Origin of the sequence: Photorhabdus kleinii, from assembly GCF_025384885.1 — a bacterium.
Classification (GTDB): domain Bacteria; phylum Pseudomonadota; class Gammaproteobacteria; order Enterobacterales; family Enterobacteriaceae; genus Photorhabdus; species Photorhabdus kayaii.
Genome location: NZ_JAJAFY010000105.1, coordinates 1 through 2918, shown reverse-complemented (window position 1 = coordinate 2918; position 2918 = coordinate 1). Strand labels below are relative to the sequence as shown.

4 protein-coding genes and 2 pseudogenes are annotated in these 2918 nt (G+C 36.1%); 2 read left to right on the top strand and 4 right to left on the bottom strand.

Going from position 1 to position 2918, the window contains the following annotated elements:
* The 3 genes and pseudogenes from LG003_RS22655 to LG003_RS22650 all read right to left on the bottom strand — a co-directional run.
* Nucleotides 1–260 (bottom strand): annotated as a pseudogene (locus LG003_RS22655) (hypothetical protein); the annotation flags it as partial.
* Nucleotides 261–353: 93 nt separating this feature from the next.
* A complete protein-coding gene (dinQ, locus tag LG003_RS23585; protein ID WP_390894165.1) occupies nucleotides 354–410 on the bottom strand; it encodes a damage-inducible type I toxin DinQ in 57 nt (18 codons plus the stop codon).
* Nucleotides 401–670: a hypothetical protein gene (locus LG003_RS22650; RefSeq protein ID WP_262981719.1), complete on the bottom strand. Its 270-nt coding sequence runs from the start codon at nucleotides 668–670 to the stop codon at nucleotides 401–403. The genes dinQ and LG003_RS22650 overlap by 10 nt, the downstream gene beginning before the upstream one ends.
* Nucleotides 671–1112: 442 nt before the next feature.
* Here LG003_RS22650 and LG003_RS22645 point away from each other — a divergent pair.
* Together LG003_RS22645 and LG003_RS22640 are read left to right on the top strand one after the other, a co-directional pair.
* A pseudogene (locus tag LG003_RS22645) lies at nucleotides 1113–1235 on the top strand (type II toxin-antitoxin system prevent-host-death family antitoxin); the annotation flags it as partial.
* A 226-nt stretch (nucleotides 1236–1461) separates the two neighbouring features.
* Complete coding sequence (locus LG003_RS22640; RefSeq protein WP_262981718.1) at nucleotides 1462–1863, top strand: hypothetical protein; 402 nt, start codon at nucleotides 1462–1464, stop codon at nucleotides 1861–1863.
* Nucleotides 1864–2062: 199 nt separating this feature from the next.
* On the opposite strand, the gene LG003_RS22635 is transcribed toward LG003_RS22640, so the two are convergent.
* A complete protein-coding gene (locus LG003_RS22635) occupies nucleotides 2063–2224 on the bottom strand; it encodes a hypothetical protein (protein ID WP_262981717.1) in 162 nt (53 codons plus the stop codon).
* Nucleotides 2225–2918 lie beyond the last annotated feature (694 nt).

Genomic DNA, 2918 nt, shown 5'->3' with positions numbered 1-2918 from the left:
AGCCGTTTTACTACCAGCGGGGTGAGATCCAGCTCGTTTTTAAACGCAATATCGAATATAAAACAGAGCATCTGAGAAGTTTTGTAGTTTTTGACAGTAGCGCTTAGACGCGCAGCGCGTTGTGGAGCTTCCCATTTATCATCACTGTATTTGGTAATTTCTTCCTGGTAATCAGACGCTAACTGCTTTATTGAGTAGCGATGATATTTGTTAAAATATCCCATAGCCTGACATACAGATTCTTTTAGATCCTCTGCCATAAAACACCTTCATTAATGAATTATCTGAACAACTAATTTATTAAAGGCCGAAGATGGTTAACCTCCGGCCTTAGCTACGTTTCCGTCACTCCATCATACGAAGAAGGTTCGGATCAGTTCCAGAAGCGCGATTAACACTTTCAGAACCATGATTGCTTTATCAATAAAAGCACCCATGCGTTTCTCCAGATTAACTGGAGGGAGACACCGTTGTTTACTCTTACACTGCCTGTCACAACGGTTTTCTCATTGTTAGATGAAGAATGACTCCCTCCCGCCAGAGCACCGAACACAGCACCACCTGTTTGTTCAGTCAGGACTTTAAAATCGTTCATACCCAACGAAATGGATAAAGGGCAGGAGAGCCACAAAACAGTGCTAACTTGCTGATTATACCCGCTTGTAGCCATACATCCACTATTAACCGAATGTTGGTTGCAAAATATGCTTCAAGGGATATAATTAAGACGTTAGATGAAGAATGACTCCATCCGGTTGGAGATACCAACTCCGCACTGGAACATAAAGAACCCGAATAACCAATCGGGTTTTTTTACGTCTGTAGTTCATCAAATTTCTTGTTCATACCGTTCAACGCGGATGCGTTGACCAACGGCTCAATGCCGTCGCCGGCGTTTCCGCGTAGTTAATATTTTCAATAAGTTAGTTATTTTTTTCGTAATAAATAAGCGTCAATATTTTTGAATCGTTTAACGGCTTACGTGTGCTGCGTGAAATCTGAAGAAACGGAAATTATCCAGTTTCATACTTTTTGATAGATTTAAATTCGACCAAATCGTTCGATTCGTTTATATTGTTTGAATCATAACATTATTCAATGAGGGGATTATTATGGATGCTCTTTCTGCCAATGAAGCCAGAACCCAGTTTGGCGACATGCTACTCAAAGCACAACGTGCCCCAATCCAAATAAATAAAAACGGAAAACCCGTCGCGGTGGTTATCTCAATGGATAAGGTTTTGCGAAGACTGTAATGAAATAAAATACCGACACATTCCCGGTGATTATCAATATTTTGGTATGATTTTTTATTATAGAAAAATTAAGTGTAGTGTTTGAAAATAGATAATTACTTAATTATCTCACAAAATCAATGCTCTAATCCGCCTGGAATTAAATATATAAGGCGGATTCGACTAATAAGCTACCAACTTGGATTATTAAGTGGAGAGTTAAATAATGTCAGAAAATAAAAAACATGTGCACGCTGAACAAATGATGCAGTATGCACAAGATGCTTTTAAAACAGATAAACCTTGGCTGCTTTGGGAAATGTATGATGATGCCAATGAATTATGGGAAGATATTCTTCATCACCCAAACTGGAATCCTGATTTTAAATATCGCCGTAAGCATGAAATGATAACAGTCGGTAAAATTAGTTTTCCAAAGCCGATTGATTATGAGTTAAAAGAGAGGGACAGATATTTCACTGCAAGTTCTGACGGGGTGGGGTATTTTGTCTGGAGAGATGATAATGTTGATTATTATTATTTACAATCGGGGGTTATTCATTTAACAAAAGAAGCCGCAAAACAACATGTAAAAGCCATAATTAAAATTAATAATGGTGAATTCTGATGAACTCACTCGAAAAGATGGCTCATAAATAGGACCAGCAGGAGTATTTGAAAATAAATTTACGGTTTTACTGTGTTATTGGCGTCCAAACCGTAAGTTTCTGTATAAAATTAACCGCCAACGAAGTAAGGGCCGTTTGGCAGTATGTGCTTGTATAGCAATAAAGGGGTGTTGATGACCGGGGAGCTGGTCACTACCCCTATCCAGTAAAATCTTTAATTTCTTTTATATGTTTTTTACCCTCTAAGAGATCTTTTAATTCTCTTCTACTACCATATAAGGCGAGAGTTTGGGTATTATATACTAACCCTTTTTTATAAAACTCATCCCTAAACTCGGCAATCCAATGTATTAATTTCATAATGGAATTTACCTCTCTTCTTATAAAATATTAAGGAAATTCTCTTAGTGTGTTAACACTGTTGATTTGTACTCATTATAGACTTTTAAGGAATATTTGAGCTAAGGACATTCATTGAAATATTCCCATAATAAGGTAGTGGATATTACAGCTAATCAGTTATAAGCAAGATCAAAGATTGTTATATAAATCACATTTTAACACTTCATGAAACAGTTTACATGAACAGCAGACTTATCTCACATTCTATCTAAAATGAATTCGTTATTCTATTTGTAACAAACAATTCGAAACTGGAGTTTGAACTGTATGATTTAGAACAATCTCAACCTAGGACTACTCATGCCATTGAGATCATAGCAATACTATAACTTCTAACTATGACGGAATGGTTCCCTATAGAACGAGTAGCTGCTCTTGCTGATTGTTGAAATACTTTTCTACTTATAAATAACTTTCCAAAATGGTGCTACACCTTATCTACTAACAACCCTATGTATAACAATGGGTTGAAGGAAATCACGTGTAGCGGAATTATGAAACCTTATTTATTCAATAATTATTGAAGGTCATATATGAGTTAAATTACCCCTCAGTTAACAAATACGTGGGATAGAAGTCATGATCCGTGGTTTGTAAAAGATAAAAAATTTCGTCTTATATATGCAAATAAAGAATTTATTAAACTAAGTAA

Coding starts and splice junctions, on each gene's coding strand:
- LG003_RS22650 (WP_262981719.1), bottom strand. CDS start 670: ATGGCTACAAGCGGGTATAATCAGCAAGTTAGCACTGTTTTGTGGCTC.
- LG003_RS22640 (WP_262981718.1), top strand. CDS start 1,462: ATGTCAGAAAATAAAAAACATGTGCACGCTGAACAAATGATGCAGTAT.
- LG003_RS22635 (WP_262981717.1), bottom strand. CDS start 2,224: ATGAAATTAATACATTGGATTGCCGAGTTTAGGGATGAGTTTTATAAA.